This is a genomic window from Pseudoxanthomonas sp. UTMC 1351, assembly GCF_040948865.1.
GTDB lineage: Bacteria > Pseudomonadota > Gammaproteobacteria > Xanthomonadales > Xanthomonadaceae > Pseudoxanthomonas_A.
Map to the genome: position 1 here is coordinate 95,050 of NZ_JAVGJT010000004.1, position 14,255 is coordinate 109,304.

The 14,255-nt window shown below is 62.8% G+C and carries 13 protein-coding genes; 8 read left to right on the forward strand and 5 right to left on the reverse strand.

Translation table 11 applies throughout. The annotated features are described in order from the left end of the window. Positions 1 to 255: 255 nt before the first annotated feature. Positions 256 to 591: a carboxymuconolactone decarboxylase family protein gene (locus AB6O04_RS02375; protein ID WP_368562214.1), complete on the reverse strand. Its 336-nt coding sequence runs from the start codon at positions 589 to 591 to the stop codon at positions 256 to 258. Between the two features lie 98 nt (positions 592 to 689). Beyond that, a complete protein-coding gene (gene grxC, locus AB6O04_RS02380) occupies positions 690 to 968 on the reverse strand; it encodes a glutaredoxin 3 (protein ID WP_368562215.1) in 279 nt (92 codons plus the stop codon). 282 nt (positions 969 to 1,250) lie between these two features. On the opposite strand from grxC, the gene AB6O04_RS02385 reads away from it, so the two are divergent. The 8 genes from AB6O04_RS02385 to AB6O04_RS02420 all read left to right on the forward strand — a co-directional run bounded on the left by AB6O04_RS02385 (position 1,251) and on the right by AB6O04_RS02420 (position 12,151). Beyond that, on the forward strand, positions 1,251 to 2,888 hold the full coding sequence (locus tag AB6O04_RS02385; protein ID WP_368562059.1) for a M48 family metalloprotease: 1,638 nt from the start codon (positions 1,251 to 1,253) through the stop codon (positions 2,886 to 2,888). A 193-nt stretch (positions 2,889 to 3,081) separates the two neighbouring features. Then, positions 3,082 to 3,771, forward strand: a complete 690-nt coding sequence (gene phoB / locus AB6O04_RS02390; protein ID WP_368562060.1) for a phosphate regulon transcriptional regulator PhoB — start codon at positions 3,082 to 3,084, stop codon at positions 3,769 to 3,771. A gap of 285 nt (positions 3,772 to 4,056) precedes the next feature. Next, the gene (gene phoR, locus AB6O04_RS02395) at positions 4,057 to 5,397 is read left to right on the forward strand and encodes a phosphate regulon sensor histidine kinase PhoR (protein WP_368562062.1); all 1,341 of its coding nucleotides are present in this window, start codon (positions 4,057 to 4,059) and stop codon (positions 5,395 to 5,397) included. Further along, on the forward strand, positions 5,394 to 7,484 hold the full coding sequence (gene ppk1, locus AB6O04_RS02400) for a polyphosphate kinase 1 (protein WP_368562063.1): 2,091 nt from the start codon (positions 5,394 to 5,396) through the stop codon (positions 7,482 to 7,484). The genes phoR and ppk1 overlap by 4 nt, the downstream gene beginning before the upstream one ends. A gap of 270 nt (positions 7,485 to 7,754) precedes the next feature. After that, the gene (gene ppx / locus AB6O04_RS02405) at positions 7,755 to 9,284 is read left to right on the forward strand and encodes an exopolyphosphatase (RefSeq protein ID WP_368562064.1); all 1,530 of its coding nucleotides are present in this window, start codon (positions 7,755 to 7,757) and stop codon (positions 9,282 to 9,284) included. Next, positions 9,281 to 10,255, forward strand: coding sequence for an aldo/keto reductase family oxidoreductase (locus AB6O04_RS02410; protein WP_368562065.1), 975 nt, complete (start codon positions 9,281 to 9,283; stop codon positions 10,253 to 10,255). The genes ppx and AB6O04_RS02410 overlap by 4 nt, the downstream gene beginning before the upstream one ends. A 200-nt stretch (positions 10,256 to 10,455) precedes the next feature. Continuing rightward, on the forward strand, positions 10,456 to 11,592 hold the full coding sequence (locus tag AB6O04_RS02415; RefSeq protein WP_368562066.1) for a glycosyltransferase family 4 protein: 1,137 nt from the start codon (positions 10,456 to 10,458) through the stop codon (positions 11,590 to 11,592). A 34-nt stretch (positions 11,593 to 11,626) separates the two neighbouring features. Next, positions 11,627 to 12,151, forward strand: a complete 525-nt coding sequence (locus AB6O04_RS02420) for a phosphatase PAP2 family protein (RefSeq protein ID WP_368562067.1) — start codon at positions 11,627 to 11,629, stop codon at positions 12,149 to 12,151. 107 nt (positions 12,152 to 12,258) lie between these two features. Here the strand turns inward: AB6O04_RS02420 and AB6O04_RS02425 are convergent, their stop codons facing one another. From AB6O04_RS02425 to AB6O04_RS02435, 3 genes are all read right to left on the reverse strand, one after another. Then, a complete protein-coding gene (locus AB6O04_RS02425; RefSeq protein WP_368562068.1) occupies positions 12,259 to 13,140 on the reverse strand; it encodes a carbon-nitrogen hydrolase family protein in 882 nt (293 codons plus the stop codon). Then, positions 13,137 to 13,742 carry a GNAT family N-acetyltransferase gene (locus tag AB6O04_RS02430; RefSeq protein WP_368562069.1) on the reverse strand — a complete coding sequence of 202 codons (606 nt, stop codon included), beginning with the start codon at positions 13,740 to 13,742 and terminating at the stop codon, positions 13,137 to 13,139. The genes AB6O04_RS02425 and AB6O04_RS02430 overlap by 4 nt, the downstream gene beginning before the upstream one ends. 73 nt (positions 13,743 to 13,815) lie before the next feature. Then, a complete protein-coding gene (locus AB6O04_RS02435) occupies positions 13,816 to 14,250 on the reverse strand; it encodes a hypothetical protein (protein WP_368562070.1) in 435 nt (144 codons plus the stop codon). Positions 14,251 to 14,255: the final 5 nt, after the last annotated feature.

Genomic DNA, 14,255 nt, shown 5'->3' on the forward strand with positions numbered 1-14,255 from the left:
GGCGGGACCGGAGGCGACGCAAAAGGGATAAGTGCGGCAATTATGCCTTAATGGGGAGCCGGGAACAGGGAACGGGGAACAGGGAATGCATTGCCGTGCGGTCCGAATGCCCATGGACCTTCGATAGGAAAACAGCCTTGGCGCTACGAACAATATCGAATTGGCATTCCTGAATTTGGCTAAAGACAGAGAACATCAACTGCGGCGATGCATCATTCCCTGTTCCCCGTTCCCCGTTCCCGCTTCTGCACACAATCACCCATGCTCGTGCGCTTCAGGACTATCCGCCCCGCCAGCTTCCAACCGGTCCAAAAAATCCACTGCCCTGCGCAGGTGCGGAATGACGATGGAACCCCCCACCACCAATCCCACCGAGAAGGTTTCGAAGAATTCCTCGCGGGTGACGCCGACTTCCTTGCATTGGGCCACGTGGTAGCTGATGCAGTCGTCGCAGCGCAGCACCATTGACGCCACCAGACCAAGCAATTCCTTGGTCTTTACGTCCAGTGCGCCAGCTTGGTAAGTCTGCGTGTCCAGGGCGAAGAACCGGCGCACCACTTGGTTGGGTTCGGCCAGGATCCGCTGGTTCATGCGTTGGCGGAATTCGGTGAACTGGCGCACGCGATCCTGTTCGCCAGCATTGCCCAGCGGTTCGCTGCCCGTTTGCTCGTTACCTTTCTGATCGGCGCTCATGCGGAGCGGCCTGCCGACAGCAATGGCTCGAGCTTACCGGCGCGGTGCAGCGCGACCATGTCGTCATAGCCACCCACATGCGTGTCACCAATGAATATCTGCGGCACGCTGGTGCGTTTGGCCAGCGCCATCATCTTCTGACGTTCCGCGGGATCCAGGTCCACTCGGACTTCTGTCCAGGATTGCCCTTTGCTTTTGAGGAAATTCTTGGCCGCCACGCAGTACGGACAGATAGCTGTGGTGTAAAGCGTGATCTCCGGTTTTGGGGCATCGATAGGGGAGTTGTCGCGGGTGTCGCTCAAGGGAATTCTCCGGGCGCAATCTTGTCTGAGGCCAATATGGGTGACGGGATGGCGAGTTTCCAGCCACGGCAGCGGAACAATCCGGACCGGGCAAGGTCTGATTAATGATTGCATCGGGTGAGTTGCCTGGTGGTGGCCGTTGGTTAACGGCCACCAGCCAACGGGCTGGCAATTAACGACATATTCACGCCCCAGACTCAACCGCGCGTCATTCTGATTGATGCTGTTAGCAACCGTCTGTTACGGAGTTACCCCTTGCGTCCCTTGCTGCTCGTCACCGCATTGACTCTGGCTGTCGCTGCGCCTTTGGCGTCGCCCCAGGATTCCCGGCTGCCGGACATCGGTTCCTCAGCGGGCGAACTGCTGACGCCAGCCAAGCAGGCGGAATACGGCGGCATGCTGCTGCGCGAACTACGCAACTACGGCTATCTGCTGGAAGACCCGCTGATCACGGATTGGCTGCAAACCATGGGCAATCAGCTGGCAGCGGACAGCGACAACCCGCAGCAGCCGTTCACGTTCTTCATGATGAAGGACCGTCAGATCAACGCCTTCGCCACGCTGGGCGGCTATATCGGGATGAATGCGGGCCTGGTATTGACGGCCCAGCGAGAGGACGAAGTCGCCGCGGTGCTGTCGCACGAAATCGCCCACGTCACGCAGCAGCACGTTCTGCGCGGCGCGGAGCGCGCCCAGCGCGACCAGATCCCGATCCTGCTCGGCATGCTGGGTGCCATCGTGCTGGCGCAGGCGGCCGGCGGCAATTCCAGCGGCGATGCCTCGCAAGCCGCCATCGCCTCGGCGATGGGCCTGATGCAGCAGCGCCAGATCGATTACACCCGTTCCAACGAATCCGAAGCGGATCGCGTGGGCATCCGCACCCTTGCCCGCGCCGGCTACGACGTGGACGCCATGGCCGGCTTTTTCGCGCGAATGGCGCAGGCCACCCGCAGCAACCGTGGCAGCGACCGTGACCGTACCCCCGACTATCTGATGACCCACCCGGTCACCACCACCCGTATCAGCGAGGCTCAGCAACGGGCCGAGCAGCTGCGCAAGGACAATATTCCCCTGGTCACCACGGTTCCAGGCGGAAAGCGGGTAGAAACCTACAACCCCAACACGATCGTGCTACCCGACATGCTCAGCGACAATCCGCTGCTGCCGGTCGCCGTCACTATTTCCTCGCAATCCTTCAGCCGCGGCGGCACGGGACAGTTCGACTGGGCACGGGAACGGCTACGGGTGCTTAGTGCTCCCACGCAGGTAGCCGCGATACGCGAATACGAAACCATCCGCCGGGACACCGGCAAGCTGACCGATGCGCAAGCCTATGGCCTGGCTATCGCCCACCTGCAGGGTGGTGAGTTGAAGACCGCCAACGCCGAACTATCTGCGCTGCTGGACAAGCATCCCGACAATCTATGGCTGCAAATGGCCATGGGCGAAGCCGAATCCCGCAGCGGTAAAACGGCGGCGGCCAATCAGCGGTTCTCCGCTTTGCTGAAGCAGATGCCTACCAATCGGGCGGTCGCGCTGACCTTCGCCAAGGTGCTGAATGAGCAAGGCGGCCGCGAAGCCGGACAGCGCGCGCAAGCGGTGTTGCGGCCCCTGCTGGGCCGGTCGGCGGAAGATCCCACCTTCCAGCAGCAGTTCGGCCGCGCCAACGAACTGGCCGGCGACACCGCTCGCGCTGGCGAGGCTTATGCCGAGGCCGCTTTCCTTAACGGTCGGCCGGAACAGGCTTTGATCCAGCTGCAAACGCTCAAGCGCCGGGACGATCTGGACTATTACGCCCGGGCACGTGTCGATGCGCGCATCGCGGTTATCACCCCGCAAGTGCTGGAACTGCGCCGCCAGGGTATCCGCGACCCCGACGTCAACCGGCGCTGAGCGGCCACAATGCTGCGTCGGCTCAGGAATAGCTCCTGGTTTCCTCGGGTCGTGAGACGGTAACCAGCAGCCGGCCCGCTGGCCGAAGCCCGCCCGGGAAACCAGCCATTCATGACAGCTCGGCGGCATGTCATGTATTCGTCATAAAATTGTCGTCTACTGGCGTGAATCCCCCTGAGCCAACGGTATCCTCGTGCAGAAGCACATCCTGATCGTTGACGATGAACCCGCCATCCGCGAAATGGTCGCCTTTGCCCTGCGCAAGGGTGAGTACGAACCGGTACATGCCGGCGATGCCCGCGAGGCGCAGAACGCAATCGCCGACCGGGTACCGGACCTGATCCTGCTGGACTGGATGCTGCCCGGCACTAGTGGACTGGAGCTTGCCCGGCGCTGGCGCAAGGACGCCATGACGCGCGACATTCCGATCATCATGCTGACCGCACGCGGCGAAGAGAACGACCGCGTCGGCGGGTTGGAAGCCGGCGTGGACGACTACGTGGTCAAACCCTTCTCGGCGCGGGAATTGCTGGCCCGTATCCGGGCGGTGATGCGCCGCTCGCGCGAAGACGACGAAGACGGCAGCGTTGCCGTGGGTCCCTTGCGCATCGACGGCGCGGCTCACCGCGTGTTCGCAGGCGACACGCCGGTGCCGATCGGTCCCACCGAATACCGCCTGCTGCATTTCTTCATGACCCATCCGGAACGCGTCTACAGCCGCACCCAGCTGCTGGACCACGTCTGGGGCGGCAGCGTCTACGTCGAAGAACGCACCGTCGACGTGCACATCCGCCGCCTACGCAAGACTCTTGAACCGCATGGCTTGGAAAACATGGTGCAGACCGTGCGCGGCTCGGGCTACCGGTTCTCAGCGTCGGTGTAGATGGTTGCGCAGAGCCGAAAGCTGCAGCGTTTACCTCCCCCTTGACCCGCCATTCGGCTGTTAAAAGCATGAAAGGGGGATCAATAAGGGGGATTTGCTTTTGACTTTGGAGCAGAAGCAGATCCCCCATCGCGCGCTACGCGGACGCCCGCCCCCATTTGACCCGCCACTCGGCTGTTGAGAAGCGCTTTCAAGGGAGGCTATCGGACTCGTCAGCGTCAGCGTCAGCGCCACTGCTTTGCTTCCCCACATCCCCTGTCACACACATCTGCCACAATCCAATCCATGCCCCATTACATCCGATCTGCCTGGTTGAAGACGCTTGGCGAACTCGCCGCGGTGCTGACCTTGGCGGTGATCGTCGGATTGCTGCTGGGTCACGTTTGGCCGGTGGTGACGCTTGCGGCGCTGGGCGTGGTGGCTTGGCACTACTGGCGGCTGCGCAAATTGTTGCTGCGCCTGACGGCGCGGGAGCGGCTGGCGCCCGTCCAGGGCACCGGTGTCTGGAACGAACTGGACCGCCTGCTGCACCGTAGCCAGGCGGAAATGCGTGCGCGCAAGCGCCGGCTGCTGGACATCCTGCGCGCCTATCGTGCCGCGGCGGCCGCCCTGCCAGACGCGGTCGTGGTGGTGGATCGCAATAGCCAGCGCGTGCAATGGTTCAACAAGGCGGCCACCTCACTGTTGGGGCTGCAGTATCCGAACGACATCGGCGCGCCCGTCGGTGACCGCATGCAGCCGCTGCCGATGTCGCACTGGCTGGCGGCCGGCCGCAATGCCGAACCGATGCTGGATGCCGGATCGCCCGTCGATCCCAATGTGCGCCTCAACCTGCGGCTGATTCCCTACTCGGACCAGTACTGGCTGCTGGTCGCGCGTGATGTCAGCAAGATGTTGCGCCTGGAACAGATGCGCCGTGATTTCGTCGCCAATGTCTCGCACGAGTTGCGCACTCCACTGACAGTGGTGCACGGCTATCTCGACATGCTGGAGCCGGAGGAATTCCCCGAATGGGCGCCGATGCTGGCCGAAATGCAGAAACAGTCGCAACGAATGACCCAGCTGGTCGAAGATCTGTTGACGTTGTCGCGACTGGAAGCGCAAGACAGCCTGCCGGACGAAAGCGTGGCGATGGCCCCCATGCTCGCGACCCTGCGGCGCGAAGCCGAGGCGCTCAGCCACAAGCGCCACACCATCGTCGTGCAGGACGAAGCGGGCGTTGACCTCTGGGGCTCCAATAAGGAACTGCACAGCGCGTTCTCAAACCTGGTCAGCAATGCGGTGCGCTACACCCCGGTGGGCGGCACCATCACCGTGCGCTTCGTACGTGAGGGCGAAGGCGCGGCGCTCAGCGTACGTGATACCGGCTATGGTATCCCCGCTTCGCACTTGCCGCGCATTACCGAACGCTTTTATCGTGTCTCCACCAGCCGCTCACGCGAAAGCGGCGGCACGGGTTTGGGCCTGTCCATCGTCAAGCACGTCTTGAATCTGCACCAGGCGCGACTGGAAATCGAAAGCGAAGTCGGCCACGGCAGCACGTTCTCGGTGCACTTCGGCCCGCAACGCGTGCACCCCCGCAACGATACACCCCACTTTTCCCTGCCGGACAGTCAGACCGCATGAATGCTGCCATCGACACGTCGCCGGACAACCTGAGCGACGACGACGCCCTGCGCGACCCATCCCTGTATCTCAACCGCGAGCTGTCGCAATTGGACTTCAATTTCCGGGTACTCGCGCAAGCGCTGGATCCGCAGGTGCCGGTGCTGGAGCGACTGCGCTTCCTGTGCATCTCCTGCACCAACCTGGACGAATTCTTCGAGATACGCGCGGCCACGGTGCGCCACGCGCAGGACTTCGGCTTGCCGCCGGGTGCCGACGGCATGAGCCCGGTCGTCGTGTTGAACAAGATTCACGACCGCGCCGCCGAACTGGTGGACGCGCAATACAAATGCTGGAACGACGTGTTGAGGCCGGCATTGAACGAAGCCGGCGTGCGTGTGTTTGGCCGCGGCCGCTGGAGCCCGCGCCAGACCCGCTGGCTGCGCGCGTATTTCCGCAACGAGATCATGCCGGTGCTGTCGCCGTTGGGGCTGGACCCGGCACATCCGTTCCCGAAGATCCTCAACAAATCGCTCAACATCGTGGTGGTGCTGAAGGGCAAGGATGCGTTCGGACGCGCTGGTCACTTGGCCATCGTTCGCGCACCGCGTTCTCTGTCGCGCATCATCCATTTGCCGCAGCGGGTATCCGGCGGCGAACACGATTTCGTACTGTTGTCGTCGGTGCTGTCGGCATTCGTCGACGATCTGTTCCCCGGCATGGAAGTCAAAGGCTCCTATCAGTTCCGCGTCACCCGGAATTCCGAGCTGGTGGTGGACGAAGAAGAAGTGGAGAATCTGGCGCTGGCGTTGCGCGACGAGCTGGTCGGCCGCGGCTACCGGCCCGCCGTACGGCTGGAGATCGCGCACGATTGTCCCAAGCCTATCGTGCGCACGCTGCTGCAGAATTTCGAACTGCCAGAAAATGCGGTGTATCCCATCGATGGACCGGTCAACCTCAATCGTGTCATCCAGGTCTACGACCTGGTACAGCGACCGGAACTGAAATATCCGGTCTTCACTCCGCGCACCCTGCGCGACATGGATACCATTTTCGAGAAAGCCGCCGAAGGCGACATATTGCTCCACCACCCGTTCGATGCGTTCACGCCGGTGCTGGAACTGATCAAGCAGGCGGCCATCGACCCGCAGGTGCTGGCGATCAAGCAAACGCTCTACCGCACCGGCAAGGACTCGGCCATCGTCGAGGCGCTGGTGTTGGCCGCGCGCAATGGCAAGGATGTCACCGTGGTAGTCGAGCTACGGGCGCGTTTCGACGAAGACGCCAACCTGGGCGTCGCCGATCGCCTGCAAGAGGCTGGCGTGCAGGTGGTGTACGGCGTGGTGGGCTACAAGACGCACGCCAAGATGCTGCTCATCGTGCGACGCGAGGGCAAGAAGCTGCGCCGCTACGTGCACCTGGGGACCGGCAACTATCACAGCGGCACCGCCCGCGTTTACACCGACCTGGGCCTGATCACCGCTGATCCAGACATCGGCAACGACGTACACCAGCTGTTCCAGCAATTGTCCGGGCTTGCGCCGGCCACCAAGCTCAAGCGCCTGCTGCAATCACCGTTCACGCTACACCCCGGACTGATCAAGAAGATCGAACGCGAGGCAAGCCTGGCGCAAGCCGGCAAGCCGGCGCGCATCATCGCCAAGGTCAATGCATTGAACGAACCTCGCGTGATGCGCGCCCTGTATGCCGCGTCGCAAGCCGGTGTGCAGATCGATCTGATCGTACGCGGTGCATGCACGTTGCGCCCGGGGGTTCCCGGCGTTTCCGACAACATCCGTGTGCGCTCGATCGTCGGGCGGTTCCTGGAACACAGCCGCATCTACTGGTTTGGCAACAACGGTAATCCGGAACTGTACTGCGCCAGCGCCGACTGGCTGGAACGCAATCTGCTGCATCGGGTCGAGACTTGCTTCCCCATTCTCAATCGCGAGTTGGCGCGACAGGTGTTGGAAGACGGCTTGCAGAACTACCTGGCCGACAATCAGAACGCCTGGGAGCTCACTTCGGACGGCGAATACCGCAAGCTGGTGCCGGCTGAAGGCGAGGCGCCCTATTCTGCGCAGGCAACGCTGTTGTCGAAGGTGTAGGAGCGATATAAGTCGCGACCTGTGTCCCAAGAACAATAGCCCGGCGGTTCGCCATCCCCACGCGCCGCGGCGCGCTTCTAGTCTCGGACGCTGAACAGCTATCGAGGCGCGGAGCGGCGCCCCGCCGCGAGCTTTTTCCGTCAGGTCGCGATAGAAGCGAAGAGCTCGCGGCGGGACGCCGCTCCTACGGAAAATTGCCCTGCAAAAGACAACTTCCGAATCATTGACCGAGTAGCAGCGCCCGCGGCCGACAACCGCTAAACTTCTCACATGCCGCCCCTATCCTCCTCCGCTTCGCCGCCATTGCAGGACGGCGATCAAATCGCTGCGATAGACCTGGGCTCCAATAGTTTCCACATGGTGGTCGCGCGATACACCCTGGGGCAATTGCGGGTGGTCGACCGGCTACGGGAAACCGTACGCATGGCCGACGGCCTGGATGGCAAAGGCGGCATCTCCGATGAAGCCCGCCAGCGCGCATTGGACTGCCTGGCCCGTTTCGGCCAGCGCATACGCGACATTCCCGCCGCGCGCGTCCGCGCTCTGGCCACCAACACCGTCCGCCAGCTCTCCGCGCCGCAGAGCTTCCTGGTTCCCGCCGAAGCTGCATTGGGCAAACCCATCGAAGTCGTTTCCGGACGCGAAGAAGCGCGCTTGATCTACTTGGGCGTGGCACATGCGCAGCCACCCAAGCCAGGGCAACTGCGCCTGGTGATGGACATTGGTGGCGGCTCCACGGAATTCATCATCGGCCGCGGCATGGAAACGCTGGAACGCGAAAGCCTGCAGGCCGGCTGTATCGCCAGCACGCGCCGGTTCTTTCCCGGCGGCAAACTGTCGAAGAAGCGCTGGAAGGATGCATTGACCGAGATCGGCGCCGAATTCCAACAATTCGCCGGTCTTTACCGCAACCTGGGCTGGCAGGAAGCCATCGGCTCCTCCGGTACCAACAAGGCCATCGGCGAAATCTGCGCCGCCATGAAGCTGACCAAAGGCTCGGTCACCGCCGAGGCACTGCCGCATGTGCGCGACCGCCTGCTGGAAGCGCAGCGCATCGAAGATATCGATCTACCCGGGCTTTCCAATGACCGCCGCCCCATCATCGCCGGTGGCGTCCTGGTGCTGGAAGCTGCGTTCGAAACCTTGGGGCTGCAGCGTTTGATGGTCAGCAAGGCGGCCATGCGCGAAGGCATCCTGTACGACATGCTGGGCCGCGGCAGCGAAAACGATCCGCGCGATCTGTCGGTGGCGGCGCTGATCCATCGCTACGGCATCGACGAAATCCAAGCCGCCCGCGTCGAAGCCACGGCGCTGCGCCTGTTCGAACAGGTGGCGAAGCCCTGGTCCTTGGAAGACGACGACGCGCGCATGCTGGGCTGGGCGGCGCGCCTGCATGAAACCGGCCTGGCCATTGCCCACAGCCAATACCACGCGCACGGCGCCTATGTGCTGGAGCACTCGGATATTGCCGGCTTCTCACGACAGGAACAGCAAGTACTGGCTGTACTGGTCCGCACCCATCGCCGCAATATCTCCAAGAATGCCTTTGAATCCATACCCGACCGCTTGCTGGTCAGCGCCAAACGCAAGGCGGCACTGTTGAGGCTGGCCGTATTGCTGCACCGCGCCCACGACAACGAGTTCATTCCGAAGCTGGAGCTGAGCGCCGACGGCGAAAAACTGGAGCTGATCGTCGGCAAGCGTTGGCTTGAGTCACGGCCGCTGCTGCGTTCGGACCTGATCGGCGAAGCGGAGGACATGCAGGGACTGGGCTTGGCGTTCAAGCCTTACATCGCATGATGAAGACGTACCGTATTCCCCGTAGCGAACTGGAAATTTCACGCATCGGGTACGGGTGCATGCACCTCAGCCGTGCCTGGGACGAAGCACCACTGACCGCCGGGGAACGCTCGCGCACCCACGCCATGATCGACACGGCGCTGGCGCAGGGCATCAATCTGTTCGACCACGCTGATATCTATGCACGCGGCAAGTCGGAGCGCCTGTTCGGCGAAGTTCTGCGGCAGCGTCCCAACCTGCGTGGGCAGATGGTGCTGCAATCCAAATGCGGCATCCGCCTGGCCGGCGATCCGGACCCCGGTGCGCCGCAGCGCTACGACTTCAGCCATGCCCACATTGTCGCTTCGGTGGAAGCCAGCCTGCAGCGCCTGGGCACCGACTATCTGGATATCCTGCTGTTGCACCGGCCGGACCCGCTGGGGCAACCGGAAGAAGTGGCGCAAGCGTTCGACGCATTGCACGGGGCTGGCAAAGTACGTCACTTCGGCGTCAGCAACCATACCGGCGCGCAGATCGCGCTGCTACAACGTCACGTCCGCCAGCCGCTGATCATCAACCAGGTGGAACTGAGCCTGCTGCATCACGTGCTGATCGACGAAGGCCTCATGGCCAACCAGGCCGGCGCACCTTATTTGGCTAGCGGCACATTGGATTATTGCCGGCAGCACGACATTCTCGTGCAAGCCTGGTCGCCGCTGGCGTCAGGCCGTTTGGCGGCGCCGCTGGAATCCATGGATGAAACGCTACGCACCACCGCCGAGTTGGCCCTCCAACTGGCGCAGACGCATGGCGTTGAAATGGAAGCGATCCTGCTGGCTTGGCTGTTGCGGCATCCGGCCGGCATTCAACCCATCGTGGGCACCACTCATCCCGAACGGCTCATCGCCAGCTGTGCAGGCGACACGATCGAGGTGAGTCGCGAGCAGTGGTACGCATTGTTCGCCGCTGCGCGCGGCCATCGCGTGCCTTGATTGAGATCCTATGCTGACTGCCAACCCGTCATGGTGGCAGTGCCGACATAGCCATCCCGTGGGAGCGACTGTAGGCCCCAGTTCCAACTTGGTGCGGCCCACTTGGGCATGTTCTGGCCACGCGTGTCATCTGCGCGTCATCCAAATGCAACAACAGCTTCATGGCGCGGTCGCAGCATACGCAAAACGTGGAGTTGCGTATGCGGTTTACCATCGTTACCGAAACGTATCCGCCCGAGGTCAACGGCGTAGCCTTGACCGTGCAGGGACTGGAGACTGGCCTGCGTTCCCGCGGGCATGAGGTTTCTGTGGTCCGTCCCCGTCAGGACAACGATGCAGCCGGGGCCGAGGCATTGCTGGTACGCGGTGCCAGTTTGCCGCGCTATCCGGGATTGAAGTTCGGCCTGCCCGCCACTCGCAAGTTGCTACGGCATTGGAGCCAATCGCCGCCCGATGCCGTCTACGTCGCCACCGAAGGTCCCTTGGGTTGGTCGGCATTGCGAGCGGCGCGGAAGCTGGGTATTCCCGTGGCAACGGGCTTCCACACCCGCTTCGACGAATACATGCGCGACTATGGCGCAGCGTTCCTGCAACAGACCGCATTGCGCTGGATGCGCAGGTTCCATAACGGTGCCGATGCCACGCTGGTGCCGACGCGAGAACTGGCGGAATTCCTGGAGCAAAGCGGTTTCCACCGCGTGATGCGCCTGGCTCGCGCGGTGGACACGACTCAGTTCAGCCCGCGCAAGCGCGACAGCACGTTGCGTACCGCCTGGGGCATGAGCGACGACGGCCTTGTCGCCATCTACGTAGGCCGCATTGCCGCGGAGAAGAATCTGGAACTGGCAGTGCGCAGCTTCCGCGAGATACAGGCTCGCCACCCCACCGCACGTTTCGTTTGGGTAGGCGATGGCCCGATGCGGGAAAAGCTGGCACGGGAGAACCCGGATTTCGTGTTCTGCGGTGTGCAGCGCGGTGAAGCGCTGGCCCGTCACTTCGCCAGTGGCGATCTGTTCCTGTTTCCCAGCCACAGCGAAACCTTCGGCAACGTGACGCTGGAAGCGATGGCCAGCGGTGTGCCGACGGTGGCGTTCAACTACGGCGCGGCCAAGGAACACCTGCACGATGCCGTGCATGGCGCCGCCGTCGAGAACGACGAGGATTTCATCCATGCCGCCGTCAATCTTGCCGGTGCGCCTGCCTTGCGCCGCTCCATGGGCCTGGCCGCCAGCGACGCCATGCAGTCGCTACGCCCGGAACAGGTGGCAGCCGATTTTGACGACCTGCTGATGGAACTCGTCCAGAGGAGAAGCCATGCATCCGCTGCCGCCGCGTAACGCTCTATCGAGCCGAAACATGCTGGGCCAGAACATGTCAGGTCAAGACAGAGGTTGGTGCCTGCGCGCCAATCGCTGGGGCGAATGGAGCGGCCTGCGCCGATTCTTTTCCATCGTCAGCCGCTTGGGCGACGGTGTGTTCTGGTACGTGTTGATGGGTGCATTGATCGTCGCCGATGGCATGGACGGCCTGGCCGCTTCCGCACATCTGGCCGCGACAGGTGTCATCGCGTTGACGTTGTACAAGCTACTGAAGCGCTGGACCAAGCGTCCGCGCCCATTCGCCTCGGACGTGCGCATCCGCGCCTGGATCGCACCGCTGGACGAGTTCAGCTTTCCTTCCGGGCACACGCTGCATGCCGTTGCCTTCACCATCGTCGCGCTGGCGCATTATCCGGTGCTGGCGGCGATATTAATCCCCTTCGCCGCCTGCGTGGCGATATCGCGCGTCGTGCTGGGTTTGCACTATCCGAGCGATGTGTTGGCTGCCACGGGTATCGGCTCAGCGCTGGCCGGTATCTCGCTGTGGCTGGTGCCGGGTGTCAGCTTGTTTGCATAGCTGATTACCAGGGAATCTTTCCTTGTGGGAGCGACGTAAGTCGCGACCGGAATCTACGGTCGCGACTTACGTCGCTCCCACAGTGAAAAAAATCTCTACAACGTCCTTTACAGCGGTTTCACCCGCGCACGCGCTATCGCCGGCGCCAGCTGCCCCATCCAATCACGATCATTCGCCACCTGCGCATTGACGCGGCTTGCCTCCAGCGCGCCGAAGTCGAGATCGGCGATGGCCCACACCTGGTCGCCTTGCGTCTGCGCCAGCACGCCTTCAGCGGGAAAGCCCGCATCCATCGGCGCGAAGATCGCCGCTTCGCCGGTATTGACGTCCAGCGCCGGACTCCAGGGCGCCTCTCCGGCGGTGACCGACTGGGCAACGAACATCCGGTTTTCCAGCGCGCGCGCCAGGCAGCCGACGCGCACGCGGGTGGCGCCGGCTTCCGTATCCGTGCAGCTTGGCACCAGCAGCAACCGCGCGCCTGCTTCGTACTGCGCACGCACCGGCAACGGAAATTCGCCGTCGTAGCACACCGCAATTCCGGTGCGGACGTTGCCGGCTTCGAAGACGTTCAACTCATCGCCGCCTTCGATCACTGCAGTGGATTTTTCAAAGCCGGTCAGTTGCAGCTTGTCCTGCCACCCATGCGCACCAGACGGCGTGAACCAATAGCTACGATTGCGATAGCGCCCGTGCGCCGTCGCCAGCAGGAAGGTCCCGGCGACCACATGCATCCGGGTTCCGCGGGCCAATCGCGAGAACAGAGCCAACCAGTCGGCGTGATAAGCCTGGGTCGCGGCCAGCGAGGCCAACAGATCACCGCGTACGGAAACCTCGAAGGTCGCGCCCAGCTCCAGCGACAAATACTCAGGCAATACCGCAATACCGGCGTCCTGTGCGGCCGCTTCGGCCAGCAGGCGAGCTTGCTTCTCCGCGAAATCAACGAACGTCGCAGGCGCGCTCACCGGATACTTCGCCACCGCAATTTTCATGGCTTCGCCTCCAACGGCCGCAACCAGAACGTCAACCGGTGAACTATCTCGCCCTGCCCTATCTCGGCCCAAGGCAACTGCATGGTCATACCCTCGCGACGCGCGTAGCCGCGTTTGTGCCAGAAATCGTGATTGGAACGGTAATCAGCCGGACGGCGAGGATCCGCTTCATCGCGATCCACCGCGCAGAAGGCGGTCCAGCGGAATCGTCCCAAGGCGCGCGCATGCGCTTCGCGATGATCGAAGAACGCGTGACCGATTCCGCGGCCATGGTATTGCGGTAGCAGCACCGATTCGCCGAAATAGAACACTTCCTCCGCAGCAATACCCGCATGCGCGAAAGGCTTCTGGAACGCTTCGGTATCGTCGATCAACGGCAATGCGGTGGAAGCGCCGATCACGCGATCACCCACCGTGGCAAGGACGAACAGGCTGTCGGCCGAGTTGGCGTACGGAGCCAAATACTCCCGCTCGGAACCTTCATCGCCTTGGTACAGATACGGCCAATCGCGGAACACCTCCGCGCGTAGACGCGCCACGTCTTTGAGATACGGCAGGATATCCGGCCCGCGAAAAAGGCCGATAGTGTGCGGAGAATTCATCCTTGAACTCTACCGCACGCCATCGGCCGGGGCGAGGTTGCGGTGCGTGCCGATGCGGCACGCACCTGCCCGTTCAATCGCACCAGATATAGAACGCAAGGCGTTGCGTGGGAACCACGACCAACAACGCCTTTCCGTCGGTCTTCGCGGTGAAATAAGCCTCCACGGCACCGGGGATCGGCGCCGCGACCTTCGGCATCCAGGCGCTTGCCCATCCGGCGGGTAGCCACGCTTTTCGCCAGTCGCGGTACGCAAATGGAGCGCACCGGCGGCTGAGGCCTTCCCTGGCCTGGACCGCATCCTTGAGATAAACCAACGGATCATTCGCCATTGCCGACACGGCTTCTTCGGTCAGCCGATAGACCACCGCACCGCTGGATCTGCGACGCAACGGGAACAGCAGCTTCGACAGACTGCGGGGGTCGTCCTCCGCGACTACCTCGGACGTCTGGATGGCCGGCGGCAGCACTTTGATTGCGCGCCGGTGCAAGGTGAAGAGGTCGAGCATCGCAC

Coding starts and splice junctions, on each gene's coding strand:
- AB6O04_RS02410 (WP_368562065.1), top strand. CDS start 9,281: ATGATGAAGACGTACCGTATTCCCCGTAGCGAACTGGAAATTTCACGC.
- AB6O04_RS02430 (WP_368562069.1), bottom strand. CDS start 13,742: ATGAATTCTCCGCACACTATCGGCCTTTTTCGCGGGCCGGATATCCTG.
- phoR (WP_368562062.1), top strand. CDS start 4,057: ATGCCCCATTACATCCGATCTGCCTGGTTGAAGACGCTTGGCGAACTC.
- AB6O04_RS02435 (WP_368562070.1), bottom strand. CDS start 14,250: ATGCTCGACCTCTTCACCTTGCACCGGCGCGCAATCAAAGTGCTGCCG.
- AB6O04_RS02375 (WP_368562214.1), bottom strand. CDS start 591: ATGAACCAGCGGATCCTGGCCGAACCCAACCAAGTGGTGCGCCGGTTC.
- AB6O04_RS02420 (WP_368562067.1), top strand. CDS start 11,627: ATGTCAGGTCAAGACAGAGGTTGGTGCCTGCGCGCCAATCGCTGGGGC.
- ppk1 (WP_368562063.1), top strand. CDS start 5,394: ATGAATGCTGCCATCGACACGTCGCCGGACAACCTGAGCGACGACGAC.
- AB6O04_RS02415 (WP_368562066.1), top strand. CDS start 10,456: ATGCGGTTTACCATCGTTACCGAAACGTATCCGCCCGAGGTCAACGGC.
- AB6O04_RS02425 (WP_368562068.1), bottom strand. CDS start 13,140: ATGAAAATTGCGGTGGCGAAGTATCCGGTGAGCGCGCCTGCGACGTTC.
- ppx (WP_368562064.1), top strand. CDS start 7,755: ATGCCGCCCCTATCCTCCTCCGCTTCGCCGCCATTGCAGGACGGCGAT.